Consider the following 15,408-nt stretch of genomic DNA (forward strand, 5'->3'; position numbering starts at 1 on the left):
CCTCGCCCATGGGTCGGGTCGTGCTGGTCACCGGGATCTCCCGGGACATAGGGCGACGCTTCGCGCGCGCCGCGGCCGGCGACCCGTCCATCGAGCGAGTGATCGGGGTGGATGTCGTCCCCCCACGGGGGGACATCGGGGACGTCTCGTTCGTCCGCGCTGACATCCGCAACCCCGTCATCGCCAAGGTCCTCGCCAAGGAGGACGTCGACACCGTCGTCCACATGAGCGTGATCGCCACGCCCGGCTCGGCCGGCGGTCGCGGGACGATGAAGGAGCTCAACGTCATCGGCTCCATGCAGCTGCTCGCTGCGTGCCAGAAGTCGTCGACCGTCGAGCGCCTGGTCGTGAAGTCGACCACGACCGTCTACGGCTCGAGCCCGCGTGACCCCGCGATGTTCAGCGAGGACATGGGGCCCAAGCGCCTGCCCTCCTCCGGCTACGCCAAGGACGTCTACGAGATCGAGGGCTACGTCCGCGGCTTCGCCCGCCGCCGCCCCGACGTCCGGGTCACCATGATCCGCGCGGCCAACGTCATCGGCCCGCTCGTGTCGAGCCCGCTGACCAACTACTTCCGGCTGCCGGTGGTCCCGCGCGTGCTGGGCTTCGACCCGCGCCTGCAGTTCCTCCACGAGGACGACCTGCTGCGGGTCCTGCGGCATGCCGTGACCAGCGGGACGCCCGGCACCTTCAACGTCGCCGGCGACGGGGTGCTGACCCTGAGCCAGGCCGTACGCCGCCTCGGGAAGCCGTCGGTGGCCATGCCCCGCTTCGCGGTGAGCCGCCTCGGTGCCGCCATGCGGCAGGCCCGCGTCTCGGACTTCTCACCCGAGCAGCTGGGCTTCCTCACCTACGGTCGAGGCGTGGACACGACCCGGATGCGCAGCCAGCTCGAGTTCGAGCCGAGGTTCACCACGGCCGAGGCCTTCGCCGACTTCTGCCGCGAGCTCGTGCCCGGCGAGCTGGAAGGAGCGGGTCGTGCCTGAGGACGCCCGGGAGAACGCCCACGAGGACGCCGTGGTGATCCCGATCGGCACCGGTGGGCGTCCCGGCCGCGGCACCGGCAGGACTCGCCCCTCCTCCGCCGCGCGCAACCTGGCGCCGGCCGCCCGCAAGTCTCCCGCCGGCTCCTCCGCGAAGCCCGCCAAGGCTCCCGCCGCGAAGAAGGCGGGCGCGAAGGCTGCCCCGCCCCGGGCGACGCCCGTCGCCGAGGTCACGCCCGAGCAGGCGGCGCTCCCGGTCGAGGAGGCCGAGGCGCCGCGCGAGGCGACCCGGACCTCCGACCGCGGCCCCGGCATCCCCGTCGGCGACTGGCTCTCCGCCGCCCAGGGCGCTGCCCGCGAGGTGTTCGGTGACGACTGGGAGCGCCGCCTGGCCGAGCTGATGGCGTTCGTGCGCCGCCGGATCGAGGGCGACTACGAGGTCGACGACTACGGCTTCGACCGCGAGCTGACCGAGCGCTTCTTCATGGCCGCGCTGCGCCCGATCGCCGAGAAGTGGTTCCGGATCGAGGTGCGCGGCCTCGACAACATCCCGGCGGAGGGCGGCGCCCTCGTGGTGTCCAACCACTCGGGCACCGTGCCGCTCGACGGCCTGATGACCATGCTCACCGTGCACGACCACGCCCACCGGTTCCTGCGCCCGCTCGGTGCCGACCTCGTCTTCAAGCTCCCCGTGGTCAGCTCCCTGGCCCGCAAGGGCGGCGCGACCCTCGCGTGCATCGAGGACGCGGAGCGGATGCTGTCGGGTGGCGACCTCGTCGGGGTCTGGCCCGAGGGCTTCAAGGGGATCGGCAAGCCCTTCAGCGAGCGCTACAAGCTCCAGCGGTTCGGTCGCGGTGGCTTCGTGTCCGCAGCGCTGCGCACCGGGGTGCCGATCATCCCGCTCTCGGTGGTGGGTGCGGAGGAGATCTACCCGCTCGTCGGCAACATGCCCTCGCTCGCGCGGCTGCTGGGCGTGCCCTACATCCCGATCACGCCGTTCTTCCCGTGGCTGGGACCGCTCGGCATGGTGCCGCTGCCGTCCAAGTGGATCCTGGAGTTCGGCGAGCCGATCCGCACCGACTCCTACGACCCGGCCGAGGCCGACGACCCGATGCTGGTGTTCAACGTGACCGACCAGGTGCGCGAGACCATCCAGCACACGTTGTTCGCCCTGCTCCGCGATCGCGACGGCGTCTTCGGCTGAGCGAGCGGTCAACTAGGGCAGGAGCCCGCCGGTCGCATCGGTGACCGTGTTGCCGGTCAGCCCGTCGACGGTCCCGGTCACCTCGCTGATGAGGCCGCCCGTGGCGTCGTCGACGGTGCTTGTGAGCCCGCCGAGCGCGCCGCCGGTGACGCCGTCGAGCTGGGTCACCACGTCGGTGGTGGTGTCGGTGACGGTGTCGACGGTCGTGTCGACCGTGTCCTTGACCTTGCCCGGCAGGGTGGGCTTGGTCGTCTCGGTCGGGTCGGGCAGGACGTCGGGGGTCTTGGTGGGGACCGCTCCGGTCGGCTGCACGGTCGTCGGCGTCTGCAGCACCTCGGGCACGGTGATGCCGGTGAGGTCCTGGCCCGACACCGGCGCGGCCGCGGTCTCGAGGGTGAGCTCGTCGGGGTCGAGCCCGGCCAGCAGGTCCTCCGGCGCGCTGGTCAGCAGGAACTCGGGCGTCGTGGTGATCCCGCCGTCACAGGTCGGGCACGCGTTGCTCGCCTCGATGTCGAGGTCGGTGAGCGTCCGGCCCGCCGCGAGGAGCTCGTCGCGAGCACTCTCGGGGAGCCGCCCCTGGAGGGACTCGAGCCGGTCGATGCTGGTCGCGGCGAAGTCGCGCGCGACCTGGACGTCGGCGGTGGAGCCCGTGACGTCGTACGACGACAGGAGGCTGCGGACGCCGTCGCCGGACTGGCGGGTGAAGGTGTCGAGCGTGTCGGGCACGAGCGTCTCGGGGGCCTCGCCCGCCGCGATCCTCTCGAGCTCGGCCAGCCGCGTGTCGGCCTGGGCGAGCAGGGTGCGGCCGCGCGCCGCGTCGTCGCCGGCGAGGCGGACCTCGGCGGACTCGATCCCGCGCTTGACGCCGTAGAGCGACTCGCCCGGCAGCGCGGTCTGCGCGGCGACGGCCATCGTGGCGGTGGCGCCGATCATCGCCGCCCCGCCGAGGAGCACCGCCACCCGACGGTCGCGCCTGCGGGAGGCGGCCGGCATCGCGAGCCGGGACGGCGTCGTCGGCTGGCGCACCAGCACGGTGTCGGCCTCGGCCATCAGGCTCTCGCGCAGCGAGCTCACGAACTCCGCGCGGGGCGCCACCTCGGGCAGCGCGCGGAGGTCGGCGACGACCTCGAGGAGGGCAGCGAACCGTGCCGCATCACGCTCGTCGAGCGGTGCGTCGGGGCCTCGGGAGAGGAGTGCCTCGAACTCGTCGGCACGCCGGCGTGCCGAGAAGGCGGGTGTCATCGCGCTCGTCCTGTCTCACAGCTGGTGGGTCCTCCCACACAGGCGAACGAGCAGATGCGGGCGCGGGTTACGGGTGGGGTCATGACTCCCTCAACCCTTCCGGCAGCAGCTTGGCCAGGTTGCGCACGCCCCGCAGCTGGAGCTGCTTCACGGCGCCGTCGCTGCGGTCGAGCGCCAGGGCCGTCTCGGCGATTGAGAGTCCTTGGAGGAAGCGCATGATGAGGCACTCGCGCTGCTCGGTCGGCAGCTCGGTGAGCGCCTTGAGCAGCACCTCGTTGGTGAGGCCGGCGATGACGGCGTTCTCGGGGCCCTCGGTCGCGTCGTCGTGCGGCGTCATGTCCTCGGTGGACATCTCGAGGCGCGTGCGTCCGGCCTTGAAGTGGTCGGTGGTGAGGTTGCGCGCGATGGTCATCAGCCAGGCACCGAAGTCCTTGCCCTGCCACCGGAAGTTGTTCATGCTCCGCAGCGCGCGGAAGAAGGTCTCCGAGGTGAGGTCCTCGGCCAGCGGCTGCGACCGGGTGCGGTAGTAGAGGAAGCGGTAGACCGAGGCCTGGTAGTGGTCGTAGAGGAGGCCGAACGCCTCCTTGTCGCCGCTGCGCGCCAGCTCGACCAGCGCGATCAACCGCTCGCGCTCGGCCTCGTCGCCCTCGGAGGAGGCCGCGAGGTCCTCGTCGCCGACCGGGCCGGAGCCGAAGGTGCCGGGTGCGCCGCCACCGGCCGTGACGGCCTCCGCCATGAGCAGCACACCCTGGGGCGACAGGGCATCGAGGACCGCGCGCCGAAGCGCCTCGAGTCCCTCCTCGAGCGTGCGCCCGAGCTCCTGTCGCGGCATGCGGTGGCCCCTCCCAGATACCTGCAGTCTCCACGATAGGCGCGATCCCGCACTCTGTGAACCCGCGAGTAACTACGAGTTACAGCCCGCGTCGGTCAGGAGGGTGGGCGGTGTGCCTTCACGCTGACCCCGGCAGCGACCGCCCCGGAGACCGCGCCGGCGACCGCGGCGGCCATCAGCCCGGCCCGGGCCGCCTTGCGCCCGGTGCGGTAGTCGTGGATCCGCCAGCCGTTGGCCCGGGCGTGGGCACGCAGGCGGGCGTCGGGGTTGATCGCGCACGGGTCGCCGACCATCGAGAGCATCGGCAGGTCGTTGCTGGAGTCGGAGTACGCCGAGCACCGGGCGAGGTCGAGCCCCTCGCGCTCGGCGAGGGCGCGGATCGCCTCGGCCTTGGCCGGCCCGTGCAGCAGGTCGCCGACCAGCTGCCCGGTGTAGACGCCGTCGACGTGCTCGGCGACCGTGCCCATGGCGCCGGTGAGACCGAGGCGGCGGGCGATGATGCTCGCGATCTCGATGGGCGCGGCGGTCACCAGCCAGACGCGCTGGCCCTCGTCGAGGTGGAGCTGGGCGAGCGCCCGGGTGCCAGGCCAGATCCGGTGGGCCATCGCCTCGTCGAAGATCTCCTCCCCGAGCTCCTCGAGCTCGGTGGTCGTGTGCCCGGCGATGAACGAGAGCGCGGAGCTGCGGGCCTGGGCCACGTGCTCGGGGTCCTCGACGCCGACGATGCGGAAGTAGGCCTGCTTCCAGGCGGCCGACGCGATCTCGCGCGTGGTGAAGAACTGGCGCCGGTGCAGTCCCTTGGCGAGGTGGAAGATGCTCGCGCCCTGCATCACGGTGTTGTCGACGTCGAAGAACGCCGCCGCGGCCGGGTCGCTGGGTGTGGAGAGGGCGTTCTCGACCTCGGCCGAGGCAGCCGCGGCCTCTCCCGCGAGCACCGAGCGCAGCTTCAGGTCGAGCCGGCGCGATCGCTCAGACGGGGTCACCAGCTCACCCTATCGGCGGGATCGGTGGGATGGGCTGTGGAAGGATCCCGGCATGCAGCGCACCGACATCTCCGCCTTCGTGGCCGAGGCCGCCGCTGACGTGCCCGAGCGGCAGGCGCTCGTCGAGAGCGGCGGCCGCACCCTCACCTGGGCCGCGCTCGAGGACGAGGTCGCCCGCATCGCGACCGGCCTGGGCGCGCAGGGGATCCGCGCCGGACAGCGCGTGATGATCGTGGTGGGCAACCGCATCGAGTTCGTGACTGCCTACCTCGGCGTGCTCCGCGCGCAGGTCGTGGCCGTCCCGGTGAACCCGCGCTCCACGCCCGGTGAGGTCGCCCGGATGATCGCGGACTCCGGCACCCGGCTCGTCGTCGTCGACGACACCGCGCTCTCCGTCGTGCGTGCCGCGCTGGCCGAGCTCGCTGAGCTGCCCGAGCCCCCCGCGGTCCCGATCGTCGTGGTGACCGGCGCCGCGCCCGGCCCCGACGAGCTCGCGTTCGAGGCGCTGCGCGCCGACGTCGTACGCCCGGTGCCTCCGCTGCCCGACCCGGAGAAGCTGGCCGCCATCCTCTACACCAGCGGCACCTCCGGTCGCCCGCGGGGCGCGATGCTCAGCCACCGCGCACTGCTGGCCAACATCGAGCAGGTGGCCGCCGTCGAGCCGCCGATGATGCACGGCGACGACGTGGTGCTCGGGGTGCTGCCCCTCTTCCACGTCTACGGCCTGAACGCGGTGCTCGGCGGTGTGCTGCGCCACCGAGCGCGGCTGCTGCTCGTCGAGCAGTTCGAGGCGCAGGCGGTGCTCGACCTGATCGACGACGAGGCGTGCAGCGTGGTGCCGATCGCCCCGCCCGTCTTCACCCACTGGCTCCCCGACGAGCACCTCCGCGAGCGGCTCGGTCCCGTCCGGCTGGTGCTGTCGGGTTCGGCGCCCCTCGAGCCCGAGGTCATCGAGCAGTTCACGTCGATCACGGGCATCCCGGTGCACCAGGGCTACGGGCTCACCGAGGCCTCACCGGTGGTGACCAGCACGCTGTGCAGCCGCGACGACCACCCCGGCTCGGTCGGTGCCGCGCTGCCCGGCATCGAGATCCGGCTCGTCGACGAGACCTGGCACCAGGTCGAGGGGGAGGACCCCGGCGAGATCCAGATCCGCGGCGCCAACCTCTTCAGCGGCTACTGGCCCGACGGGGCCGACGGTCCCGACGCCGAGGGCTGGTACGCCACGGGAGACGTCGGGCTGCTCGACGCCTCGGGCGACCTGTTCCTCGTCGACCGGGTCAAGGAGCTCGTCATCGTCAGCGGGTTCAACGTCTACCCGACCGAGGTCGAGGACGTGATCCGCGAGGTCGACGGGGTCGCCGATGCCGCGGTGATCGGCGTGCCCGACCCGGACACCGGCGAGGCCGTCGTGGCCTACGTCGTCCCTGCCGGCGCCGCGCGCACCCACCTCGAGGAGGCGGTGCGGGCCCACACCCTCGTACGGCTCGCACGCTTCAAGCAGCCGAGCCGTATCGAGGTGGTCGACGAGCTGCCCCTCACCGTCACCGGCAAGGTGCAGAAGGGCCGGCTGCGCGGGATCGAGCGGCGTCGCGCCCTCGGGATCCTGGAATGAACACCCGAGGGAGTGACCCGATGAGCGCCCGCGTCACCTTCTACACCCGACCCGGGTGCCACCTCTGCGACGACGCCCGCGAGGTGGTCGCGCGGGTGTGCGCCGACCTGGGGGAGTCCTTCGACGAGGTCGACATCGAGTCCGACGGCGACCTGGAGGACCGCTTCGGCGAGGAGGTCCCAGTGACCTTCGTCGACGGCCGCCAGCACGACTTCTGGCGCGTCGACGAGGCGCGGCTGCGCGCCGCGCTGGCCTGACGCCTCCCCGCCCCGGGCACGGGGAAGCCCGACGGCCGCCACGGCGTTGAGGGACAGGTGAAGGTCTCCCTCCTCGACCGGTCCCGCACCCGCGACGGCGTGCCCGACGCCGAGGCGCTCGCGGCGACGGTGGCGCGGGCGGTGCACGCGGAGCAGGCCGGCTTCGACCGGTTCTGGGTCGCCGAGCACCACGCCGTCCCCGGGATCGCCTCCGGCTCCCCGGCCGTGCTGCTCGCGGCCATCGGCGCCCGTACCGACACCATCCGGATCGGGTCGGGCGGCGTGATGCTCCCGCTGCACCAGCCGCTGGTGGTGGCGGAGCAGTTCCTCGTCCTCGACGCCCTGCACCCGGGACGGGTCGACCTCGGCCTGGGCCGCTCGCTCGGGTTCACCCCGCCGGTGCGGCGCGCGCTGCGGCGCGACCACGAGGACGGCGACACCTTCGAGGACGACCTGCTCGAGCTGCGCGGCCACCTCGAGGGCACCGCCGAGGTGACGGCCCGCCCGGCCACCGGCCGCCCGGTGCCGATGCACCTCCTCGCCACCGGTCGCGGGCTCCAGGTGGCCGCCCGCCTCGGGCTGCCCGTCGTGGTCGGGGGCCCGGTCCTCGACGCCGCCGACCTGCCGGCGGCGCTGGCGACGTACCGCCGCGAGTTCCGCCCGCACCGCGGCAGCGAGCCACGGGTCACGGTCTCCCTCGACGTGCTCGTCGCCGACGACGACCGCACCGCGCGCGAGCTCGCGCTGCCCGAGGCGTGGGCGATGGCGCGCTCGCGCCGGACGGGCGAGTTCCCGCCGCTGGAGAGCATCGCCGCGATCCGCGACGCGTCGTGGCCGAGCCAGGTGCGCCGCCGGGTCGAGGAGACGCTCGACCGGACCGTCGCAGGCGACCCGGCCACGGTGCGCCGCCGCATCGAGGAGCTGGTGGCGCGCAGCGGTGCCGAGGAGCTGCTCGCGAGCTCGTCCACCACCGACCGCGACGCCCTCCTCGTCTCGGACCGGATGCTGCGGGAGGTGCTGCGATGAGGGCTCCGCGCGGGCACCGGTTACGCCCTCGGACGGTCTCTGCGCAAGTCGGCGACGACCCCGGCGCGGGTGTGACTTCTCACATGTGCTAGCCCGCTCGTCGACGTTTTGTTCTCCCGTTCACAAACTCCTACAGTGACCGGGTCAGGCGATCCCCGTCACCTGGCTGGAGAGAAGCAAGCTGTGACCGCACGGACACCCGACTCTGCCCGGGACATTCCCGAGGCGACTGTCGCGCGGCTTCCCGTGTACCTGCGTGCCCTGACCGGCCTCGCGGACGACGGCACGACCACGTGCTCGAGCGAGGAGCTCGCGGCCGCGGCGGGCGTCAACAGCGCCAAGCTCCGCAAGGACCTCTCCCACCTCGGCAGCTACGGCACCCGCGGCGTCGGCTACGACGTGGAGTACCTCCGCTACCAGATCGCCCGCGAGATCGGCGTCACCCAGGACTGGCCCGTGGTCATCGTGGGCATCGGAAACCTCGGCCACGCGCTGGCGAACTACTCCGGCTTCCGCAGCCGCGGCTTCCGCGTCGTCGCCCTGCTCGACGCCGACCCGCGCCGCCACACCGAGGTCGTCGCCGGTCTCGAGGTCCGCTCCTTCGACGACCTCGAGTCGATCGTCGCCGAGCACGACGTCTCCATCGGCGTGATCGCCACCCCGGCGGTCGCCGCCCAGGACGTCGCCGACCGCATGGTCGCCTCCGGTGTCACCAGCATCCTGAACTTCGCCCCGACCGTTCTGTCCGTGCCGGACGGCGTCGACGTACGCAAGGTGGACCTGTCCATCGAGCTGCAGATCCTCGCCTACCACGAGCAGCGCAAGGCGGTCGCCCCCGGATCGGAGGTCGTGTCATGAGCGTTCTCGTCGTCGGGATCTCCCACAAGTCGGCGCCGGTGGAGCTCCTCGAGAAGCTCGCCCTCGACGCCGACGGCACCGTCAAGCTGATCACCGACGTACTGGCCGGCGAGCACGTCAGCGAGGCCACCGCCATCGTCACCTGCAACCGCCTCGAGGTCTACGCCGAGGTCGACCGCTTCCACGGCAGCGTCGAGGACCTCTCCGGGCTGCTCGTGGCCCGCGCCGAGAAGTCCACCGAGGCGCTGCTGCCACACCTCTACGTCCACTACGACGAGGGTGCGGTCTCCCACCTGTTCCAGGTCGCGGCCGGGCTCGACTCGATGGTCGTCGGCGAGGGCCAGATCCTCGGCCAGACCCGTGACGCGCTGCGCGTCGGACAGGAGCACGGCACCGTCGGGCCGGCGCTCAACACCCTCTTCCAGCAGGCGCTGCGCGTCGGCAAGCGGGCCCACGCCGAGACCGACATCGACCGCGCGGCGCCGTCCCTGGTCAGCGCCGCGCTCGAGCGGAGCGTGGTCCCGGTCGCCGGCGCACGCACCGTCGTCATCGGAGCCGGCGCCATGGCCTCGCTCGCCGTCGCCCACCTCTCCCGTGGGGGTGCGGACCGGATCGCGGTGCTCAACCGCACCACGGGCAACGCCGACCGCCTCGCCGCCGAGTACGGCGCCGCCTCCGTGCCGCTCGACGCGCTGCCCACCGAGCTCGCCGAGGCCGACATCGTGGTCTCGTGCACCGGCGCCCTCGAGCCGCTGGTCCGGCTCGCCGACGTGGTGACCGTGCGCGGCGGCAGCGACCGTCCGCTGACCGTCATCGACCTCGCCCTGCCCCACGACGTGGAGCCCGCCGTCGGCCAGCTGCCCGGCGTGGAGCTGATCAGCCTCGCCGGTCTCGCGGAGGAGCTGCGCGGCCTCGAGGCGACTGCCGGCGTCGATGACGTACGCACCATCGTGGGCCAGGAGATCGCCGCCTTCCTCGCCGTACGACGCCAGGCGAGCGTCACGCCCACCGTGGTCGCACTGCGCTCGATGGCCACCGCCGTGGTCGACGCCGAGATGGAGCGTCTGGCCACCCGGCTGCCGGGTCTCGACGAGGCCACCCGCGCCGAGGTGCTCCAGACCGTGCGGCGGGTCGCCGACAAGCTGCTCCACGAGCCGACCGTCCGGGTCAAGGAGCTCGCCGACGCCGAGCCGGCGGTGTCCTACACCGCCGCGCTGGCCGAGCTGTTCCGCCTCGACCCCGATGCCGTCGACGCCATGACCCGGGCGGAGGGACAGTCATGAACGAGCCCCTGCGCCTCGGCACCCGCGCCTCCGCGCTGGCCACCACCCAGTCCGGCCACGTCGCCGACATGATCCGCGAGCGGCTCGGCCGCGACGTCGAGCTCGTCGAGGTCTCGACCGAGGGCGACCGCAGCTCGGCCCCGCTGGCCACGCTCGGCGGCACCGGCGTCTTCGTCAGCGCCCTGCGCGACGCCCTGCTCGAGGGCCGCGTCGACGTCGCGGTGCACTCGCTCAAGGACCTGCCCACCACGCCCGCCGAGGGCATCGCGCTCGCCGCGATCCCCCTCCGCGAGGACCCGCGCGACGTCGTGGTGGCCCGTGACGGGCTCACCCTCGGCGAGCTGCCGGTCGGCAGCAGGCTCGGCACCGGCTCGCCGCGCCGCGTCAGCCAGCTCGCCGCGCTCGGCCTCGGCCTGGAGCTCCAGGGCATCCGCGGCAACGTCGACACCCGGATCCGCAAGGTCCGCGAGGGCGAGGTCGACGCGATCGTGCTGGCCCGCGCCGGACTGTCCCGGCTGGGTCGCCTCGGCGAGGCGACCGAGGTCCTCGACCCGCTCCAGATGCTCCCGGCCCCGGGCCAGGGTGCGCTGGCGGTCGAGTGCCGCAGCGGCGACGCCGAGCTGGTCGCCGCCCTGGCTCAGCTGGACGACGCCGCCACCCGCGCCGCGGTCACGGCCGAGCGCGCCGTGCTCGCCACCCTCGAGGCCGGCTGCTCGGCCCCGCTGGGTGCGCTGGCCGAGGTCGTCGAGGGCGAGGACGGTGAGGAGCTGTGGCTGCGAGCCGTGGCCCTCTCCACCGACGGCGGACTGTCCGTGCGGATGAGCGCGACCGGCTCGGTCGACGACGCCGCCGGACTCGGAACACGCCTTGCGAGCGAGATGCTCGACGAGGGAGCAGCAGACCTGATGACGGCAGCACGTGAACAGGGACCACCAGTGAGGAATCAGCACGCATGACGCGAGTACAGACCCCGCAGGCCAGCAGCCAGGACAAGGGGGCGACCCCGGGGTGGGTGTCGTTCGTCGGCAGTGGGCCCGGTGACCCGGGCCTGCTGACGGTGCGCGCCGTGGAGCTCCTCCGGAGCGCCGAGGTCATCGTGACCGAGGCCCCCGAGCACGTCGACCTGGTCCGCTCGGTCCTCGGCCTGGCCGAGGGCCCGGACGGCGAGTGGGACGGCCCGGAGATCGTGGACGGCGGCTTCGGCGAGGACGGCCAGCCGCTGACGCACGCCGCCCGCGCCAAGGTCGTCGTACGCCACGGCAAGAAGCAGCGCGTGGTCCGCCTGATGACCGGCGACCCGTTCCTCTACGCTTCCGGCCCCGAGGAGGCGCAGGCGTGCGTCAAGGCGGGCGTCGGCTTCGAGGTCGTCCCCGGCGTGTCCTCGGTCAGCGCGGTCCCGGCCTACGCCGGCATCCCGCTCACCACCAAGCGCCACAAGGAGATGGCCGTCGTCACGTGCGGCGACAAGATCGACTGGAGCGTCTACGCCGACGACCGCACGCTCGTGCTGCTGTCGGGCGTCGGCACCATCGGTGAGACGGCCGCCGCCCTCATCGAGGCCGGCCGCTCGCCCGAGACGCCCGTCGCGATGACCCGCGTCGGCACCACGACCGAGCAGCAGACGCTCATCTCGACCCTCGCGACCGTCGCCGCCGACGTCCGCGCGGCCCGGATCGCCCCGCCGGCGATCACGGTCATCGGCGACGTCGTCGACCTGCGCCAGACCCTGTCGTGGTTCGAGACCAAGCCGCTCTTCGGCTGGCGCGCCCTGGTGCCCCGCACCAAGGAGCAGGCCGGCTCGCTCTCGCGTCGCCTGCGCGAGTACGGCGCGGTGCCCGAGGAGGTGCCGACCATCTCGGTCGAGCCGCCGCGCAACCCGCTCCAGATGGACAAGGCCGTCCGCGGCCTGGTCGAGGGCCGCTACGAGTGGATCGCCTTCACCTCGGTCAACGCGGTGAAGGCCGTCCGCGAGAAGTTCGAGGAGTACGGCCTCGACGCCCGCGCCTTCTCGGGCCTCAAGATCGCCGCTGTCGGCGACAAGACCGCCGAGGCGATCTCGGCCTGGGGCCTGCGTGCCGACCTCGTCCCCTCGGGCGAGCAGTCCGCGGCCGGCCTGCTCGCCGAGTGGCCGCCCTACGACGAGGTGCTCGACCCGATCAACCGGGTCTTCCTGCCGCGGGCCGACATCGCCACCGAGAACCTGGTCGCCGGCCTGGTCGACCTGGGCTGGGAGTGCGACGACGTCACCGCCTACCGCACCGTGCGCGCCACCCCGCCGCCGGCGCCGGTGCGCGACGCGATCAAGACCGGCAAGTTCGACGCCGTCGTCTTCACCTCGTCGTCGACCGTGCGTAACCTCGTCGGCATCGCCGGCAAGCCGCACCCCTCGACGATCATCGCGGTGATCGGTCCGCAGACGGCCAAGACCGCCGAGGAGCACGGCCTGCGGGTCGACGTCCTCGCGCCCACGCCCGACGTGGAGGTCCTGGTCGACGCCCTCGCCGACTTCGGTGCCACGCGTCGCCTCTCGATGCTGGAGGCCGGCGAGCCGGTCACCCGGCCGAGCGAGCGCACCGCGTCCGGTCGCCGGAAGGCCCGCGCCAAGTAGTCGTCAGGCGCCCATCGGCGCCCGGAGAGGATGGATGCGTGACGGACGAGAAGCAGGTGCAGGTCCCGGTCCTGCGGCCCCGGCGGCTGCGCCGTACGCCCGCGTTGCGGCGCATGGTCGCCGAGACCGCGGTCGTGCCGAGCTCGCTGGTGCTGCCGGTCTTCGTGCGGGAGGGGCTCGACGAGCCGCGACCGATCTCCTCGATGCCGGGCGTCGTCCAGCACTCGCGCGACTCCCTCAAGGCCGCGGTCAACGAGGCAGCCGAGCTGGGCCTGGGTGGCGTCATGCTGTTCGGCATCCCCGAGCACAAGGACGCCACCGGTTCGGGCGGCATCGACCCGGCCGGCGTGCTCAACCTCGCGATCACCGACGCGGTCGCCGAGGTCGGTGACCAGCTGACGGTCATGTCCGACCTCTGCCTCGACGAGTTCACCGACCACGGCCACTGCGGCCTGCTGACCCCTGACGGCGAGGTCGACAACGACCAGACGCTCGCCGCCTACGCCGACATGGCGCTCGCGCAGGCCGCTGCCGGCGTGGACATGGTGGGGCCCAGCGGGATGATGGACGGCCAGGTCGCGGTCGTACGCCAGGCGCTCGACGCGGCCGGCCACAGCCACGTCTCGATCATGGCCTACTCGGCGAAGTACGCCTCCGCCTTCTTCGGCCCCTTCCGCGAGGCCGTCGACTCCTCGCTGGTCGGCGACCGCCGGACCTACCAGCAGGACCCGGCCAACGCGATCGAGGGCGTGCGCGAGGTGCTGCTCGACGTGGAGCAGGGCGCTGACATCGTGATGGTGAAGCCCGCGCTCGCCTACCTCGACGTCGTACGCCGCGTGCGCGACGCCGTCGACGTCCCGGTCGCCGCCTACAACATCTCCGGCGAGTACTCCATGGTCGAGGCGGCCGCCGCCAACGGCTGGATCGACCGGGAGGCCGCCATCCTGGAGACCCTCACCTCGATCCGCCGCGCCGGCGCCGACGTGGTCCTCACCTACTGGGCCTCCGAAGCCGCCCGCCTCCTCCGTCCTTGATGGCGCTCGCTGCGCTCGCGCGTGCTCGGCGCCCCTGAAGACGTCGGGCGCCGAGAGCGGGGGCTGGGGTACTGGGGGCGATCCGGGCTTGACTTGAGGTCAATTCAATCCTGGTCCCGGCCAGCCGCGAGGGCGGTGCGACGGAGCACGCGTCGGGTCAGGGGCTGAGGAGGCGGTTGGCGCACTCCGTGAGCTCGTTCACCGCGGTGAGCGGGTTGTCGACCACGCCCTGGGCGACGCACTGCGCGATCGCCTCGGTCGTCGTGAGCACCGGGGGAACGGTCGTCGGGACCGGCAGCGGCGGGAGCGTGGTGCTCGTGGTCGTCGGCAGCACGGTCGGGAGCGTCGTCGGGTCCTTCGTCGGGGTCGGCGACTGCGTGGGCGTCGGGGTCTGGGTCGGCGTCGGGGTCTGGGTCGGCGTCGGGGTCTGGGTCGGCGTGGGCTTGGTCGTCGGGCTCGGCTTCGAGGTGGCGGTGGGCTCGTGCTTGCCGCCCTTGCCGCCCTTCGTGCCGTGCTGGCCCTTGCCGCCGGTGCCGTTGCCGGTGACCTGGGGCGTGATCACCCCGGAGGTGGTCGTGGAGGTCGGCACGGCGCTGTAGTCGCCGTCCATGTAGGCCTGCATGATCTCCAGCACCAGGTCGACGTAGGCGTTGGAGTGGTTGTAGCGGTAGACCGAGGCGCGCTGGCCCTTCTCGGCGGAGAGGTCGTCCTCGCCCGAGCAGAGGTAGACCGCCGTCGCGAGCGCCGCGTCGTCGATGTCCTGCGGGTTGCGGGTGCCGTCGCCGTCGCCGTCGACGCCCACGACCGACCAGGTCGAGGGGATGAACTGCATCGGGCCGACCGCCCGGTCGTGGCGGGTGTCGTTGTCGTACTGCCCGGCGTCGGTGTCGCTGATGTCCTGGGTGTTGTTCTTGCCGTTCAGGGCGACGCCGTAGATGCCGGGGCGCGCGACGCCCTTGCCGTCGAGCGAGTTGCCGCCGTAGCGACCGTGGTCGGACTCGACGCGTCCGATGGCGGCGACCAGCTCCCACGGGAGGTTGCAGCTCTTGTCGGCCTGGTTGATGACCGCCTCCGCGCGCTGGTAGGCGGCGAGCGCGGCCTGGGGGATGCTGCTCGCGGCGCCGGGCGTCAGGGCGGCGGCGCGGGTGACGGCGTCACCGACGCTGGCCGGGGCCTCGATCGCGGCGGTCGGCAGGACGGTGCCGTCGGGGAGCGTGCCGGAGCCGTCCGGGTCGGCGCTCGCGGTGCCGGCGCCCACGCCGGCGAGGCTCGCGGTCCACGCAGCCGAGAGCAGGGCGAGCGGAATGATCGCGGTCGCCCGGTGAAGCCGGCCTGAACTCGACATCGTGCATCTCCCCTTGGTCATCTGCTGCCATGATGCCCCCTCCGGGCACAGACGAAACACCCAACGAGTGGCACCGGTCACAAGTTACGCCCCGGTCACGTGTGGTCCGGAGCACATCCCGGACCACGATCGGCCGCC

The 15,408-nt window shown here is 72.9% G+C and carries 14 protein-coding genes; 10 read left to right on the forward strand and 4 right to left on the reverse strand.

The window, feature by feature from the left end; genetic code table 11:
* Nucleotides 1-8: 8 nt before the first annotated feature.
* Entirely contained in the window at nucleotides 9-986 is a 978-nt protein-coding gene (locus tag ASC64_RS08270; protein WP_082550297.1) for an NAD-dependent epimerase/dehydratase family protein, read from the forward strand.
* Complete coding sequence (locus ASC64_RS08275; protein WP_235563595.1) at nucleotides 979-2,187, forward strand: lysophospholipid acyltransferase family protein; 1,209 nt, start codon at nucleotides 979-981, stop codon at nucleotides 2,185-2,187. The genes ASC64_RS08270 and ASC64_RS08275 overlap by 8 nt, the downstream gene beginning before the upstream one ends.
* A 12-nt stretch (nucleotides 2,188-2,199) precedes the next feature.
* Here ASC64_RS08275 and ASC64_RS08280 read toward each other — a convergent pair whose 3' ends face one another.
* The 3 genes from ASC64_RS08280 to ASC64_RS08290 all read right to left on the reverse strand — a co-directional run bounded on the left by ASC64_RS08280 (nucleotide 2,200) and on the right by ASC64_RS08290 (nucleotide 5,244).
* Complete coding sequence (locus tag ASC64_RS08280; protein ID WP_056907059.1) at nucleotides 2,200-3,429, reverse strand: DUF5667 domain-containing protein; 1,230 nt, start codon at nucleotides 3,427-3,429, stop codon at nucleotides 2,200-2,202.
* A 79-nt stretch (nucleotides 3,430-3,508) separates the two neighbouring features.
* Nucleotides 3,509-4,261 (reverse strand): sigma-70 family RNA polymerase sigma factor, encoded by a 753-nt coding sequence (locus tag ASC64_RS08285; RefSeq protein WP_056907060.1) that lies wholly within the window; start codon nucleotides 4,259-4,261, stop codon nucleotides 3,509-3,511.
* Between the two features lie 95 nt (nucleotides 4,262-4,356).
* Nucleotides 4,357-5,244 carry an HAD family hydrolase gene (locus ASC64_RS08290; RefSeq protein ID WP_082550298.1) on the reverse strand — a complete coding sequence of 296 codons (888 nt, stop codon included), beginning with the start codon at nucleotides 5,242-5,244 and terminating at the stop codon, nucleotides 4,357-4,359.
* A gap of 52 nt (nucleotides 5,245-5,296) precedes the next feature.
* On the opposite strand from ASC64_RS08290, the gene ASC64_RS08295 reads away from it, so the two are divergent.
* The 8 genes from ASC64_RS08295 (at nucleotide 5,297) to hemB (ending at nucleotide 13,925) form a co-directional block, all read left to right on the forward strand.
* The gene (locus tag ASC64_RS08295; protein ID WP_056907061.1) at nucleotides 5,297-6,859 is read left to right on the forward strand and encodes a class I adenylate-forming enzyme family protein; all 1,563 of its coding nucleotides are present in this window, start codon (nucleotides 5,297-5,299) and stop codon (nucleotides 6,857-6,859) included.
* Nucleotides 6,860-6,879: 20 nt separating this feature from the next.
* Nucleotides 6,880-7,116, forward strand: coding sequence for a glutaredoxin family protein (locus ASC64_RS08300; RefSeq protein WP_056907062.1), 237 nt, complete (start codon nucleotides 6,880-6,882; stop codon nucleotides 7,114-7,116).
* Between the two features lie 57 nt (nucleotides 7,117-7,173).
* On the forward strand, nucleotides 7,174-8,142 hold the full coding sequence (locus tag ASC64_RS08305; protein ID WP_056907063.1) for an MsnO8 family LLM class oxidoreductase: 969 nt from the start codon (nucleotides 7,174-7,176) through the stop codon (nucleotides 8,140-8,142).
* Between the two features lie 183 nt (nucleotides 8,143-8,325).
* Entirely contained in the window at nucleotides 8,326-9,000 is a 675-nt protein-coding gene (locus ASC64_RS08310; RefSeq protein ID WP_056907064.1) for a redox-sensing transcriptional repressor Rex, read from the forward strand.
* A complete protein-coding gene (locus tag ASC64_RS08315) occupies nucleotides 8,997-10,283 on the forward strand; it encodes a glutamyl-tRNA reductase (protein ID WP_056907065.1) in 1,287 nt (428 codons plus the stop codon). Before ASC64_RS08310 ends, ASC64_RS08315 begins: the two co-directional genes overlap by 4 nt.
* Nucleotides 10,280-11,239 carry a hydroxymethylbilane synthase gene (hemC, locus tag ASC64_RS08320; RefSeq protein WP_056907066.1) on the forward strand — a complete coding sequence of 320 codons (960 nt, stop codon included), beginning with the start codon at nucleotides 10,280-10,282 and terminating at the stop codon, nucleotides 11,237-11,239. Before ASC64_RS08315 ends, hemC begins: the two co-directional genes overlap by 4 nt.
* The gene (locus tag ASC64_RS08325; protein WP_056907067.1) at nucleotides 11,236-12,891 is read left to right on the forward strand and encodes a uroporphyrinogen-III synthase; all 1,656 of its coding nucleotides are present in this window, start codon (nucleotides 11,236-11,238) and stop codon (nucleotides 12,889-12,891) included. Before hemC ends, ASC64_RS08325 begins: the two co-directional genes overlap by 4 nt.
* 38 nt (nucleotides 12,892-12,929) lie before the next feature.
* Nucleotides 12,930-13,925, forward strand: a complete 996-nt coding sequence (gene hemB / locus ASC64_RS08330; RefSeq protein WP_268788231.1) for a porphobilinogen synthase — start codon at nucleotides 12,930-12,932, stop codon at nucleotides 13,923-13,925.
* Between the two features lie 157 nt (nucleotides 13,926-14,082).
* On the opposite strand, the gene ASC64_RS23085 is transcribed toward hemB, so the two are convergent.
* A complete protein-coding gene (locus tag ASC64_RS23085; protein WP_156385093.1) occupies nucleotides 14,083-15,270 on the reverse strand; it encodes a lytic murein transglycosylase in 1,188 nt (395 codons plus the stop codon).
* Nucleotides 15,271-15,408 lie beyond the last annotated feature (138 nt).

The sequence above is a fragment of the Nocardioides sp. Root122 genome, from assembly GCF_001425025.1.
GTDB lineage: Bacteria > Actinomycetota > Actinomycetes > Propionibacteriales > Nocardioidaceae > Nocardioides.